Source organism: Micromonospora sp. NPDC047620 (assembly GCF_043205005.1).
GTDB lineage: Bacteria > Actinomycetota > Actinomycetes > Mycobacteriales > Micromonosporaceae > Micromonospora.
This window is the reverse complement of the sequence record NZ_JBIDDG010000128.1, coordinates 1-1,302: the sequence shown is the minus strand read 5'-3', so window position 1 is coordinate 1,302 and position 1,302 is coordinate 1. Positions and strand designations below refer to the sequence as shown.

At 66.8% G+C, this 1,302-nt stretch carries 2 protein-coding genes; both read right to left on the bottom strand.

The window, feature by feature from the left end; all coding sequences use genetic code 11:
- Positions 1 to 547: ATP-binding cassette domain-containing protein (locus ACGF5C_RS34670; protein WP_393308629.1), on the bottom strand; the 547-nt coding region annotated here is incomplete at its 3' end.
- On the bottom strand, positions 544 to 1,302 hold a 759-nt coding region (locus ACGF5C_RS34665; protein ID WP_393308627.1), incomplete at its 5' end, for an ABC transporter permease. The genes ACGF5C_RS34665 and ACGF5C_RS34670, both read right to left, overlap by 4 nt.

Here is a 1,302-nt window from a genome sequence, read left to right as displayed (position 1 = left end):
CGATCACCACGCGCTGGCGCATACCGCCGGAGAATTCGTGCGGAAAAGCCTTGGCGCGCACGGCCGGTTCGGGAATACCGACCAGATCGAGCAGCTCCACGGCCCGGGCCGCGGCCTGCGACTTGCTCATCTTCTTGTGGGCGACCAGAGCCTCGGCGATCTGATCACCGACCCGGTAGACGGGCGTGAGCGCCGAGAGCGGGTCCTGGAAGACCATGCTGATCCGCGTCCCGCGCAGCGCCGAAAGCTGCTTGTCGCCCATGCCGAGCAACTCCCGGCCCCGCAGGCGGATCGAGCCGCGGATGCGGGCCTGATCGGGCAGCAACCCCATCACGGCCAGCGAGGACACCGATTTACCGGAACCCGACTCGCCGACGATGGCCAGCACCTCACCGTCGGCGACGGTGTAGTTCACTCCGCGCACCGCGTCGATGCGGCCCTCCTCGCTGGGGAAGGACACATGCAGGTCCGACACCTCCAGCAGGGGTGCGGTCGTGCTGCGCCGCGCGTCCGCCCGGTCGGCGGATTCGGTGGTGCGATCGGTCATGCCGCTTCAATCCTCTTGTCCGCCTGCTCATCCGGACCGGCACCGGAGGTTCGCGCCGACTTCCCGCGCTGCGCCTTGTCCCGCTTCGCCGCCCGGTCGGCCTTCCGGCCCGCACGCGCGCCCTTGGAACTCGGGTCGAAGGCGTCGCGCAGGCCGTCGCCGACGAGGTTGGCGCACAGCACGATCGCGATCAGGAAACCACCCGGGAACAGGAACAACCACGGGAAGGTCAAGGCCGATTTGGTGCCGAAGGCGATCAGCGAGCCCAGTGACACGTCCGGCGGTTGCACACCGAATCCGAGGAAGCTCAAACCCGTTTCGGACATGATCGCCGCGCCGACGGCAAGAGTGGTGTCGATGATCAGGATCGAGGCGATATTCGGCACGATGTGGGTGACGATCACCGAACGCGTCGAAGCGCCCATATACCGTGCCGCACGGACGAATTCGCGTTCGCGCAGGCTCAGCGTCAATCCGCGCACGATGCGGGCGCTGATCATCCAGCTGAACCCGGCCAGCAACACGATCAGCAGCAGAATCGAACTGCTGCCCTTGGTGCGCGGGGCGAAGATCGCGATGATGATGAAGCTGGGAACCACCAGCAGCAGGTCGACCAGCCACATGATCGCGCGGTCGGTCCAGCCGCCGAGCAGACCCGCGATCGACCCCGCGGTGACCGCGACCAGCGAGGTCAGCACGGCCACGCAGATGCCGATGATCAGCGATTTCTGCAAACCGTGCAGAGTCTGGGCCAG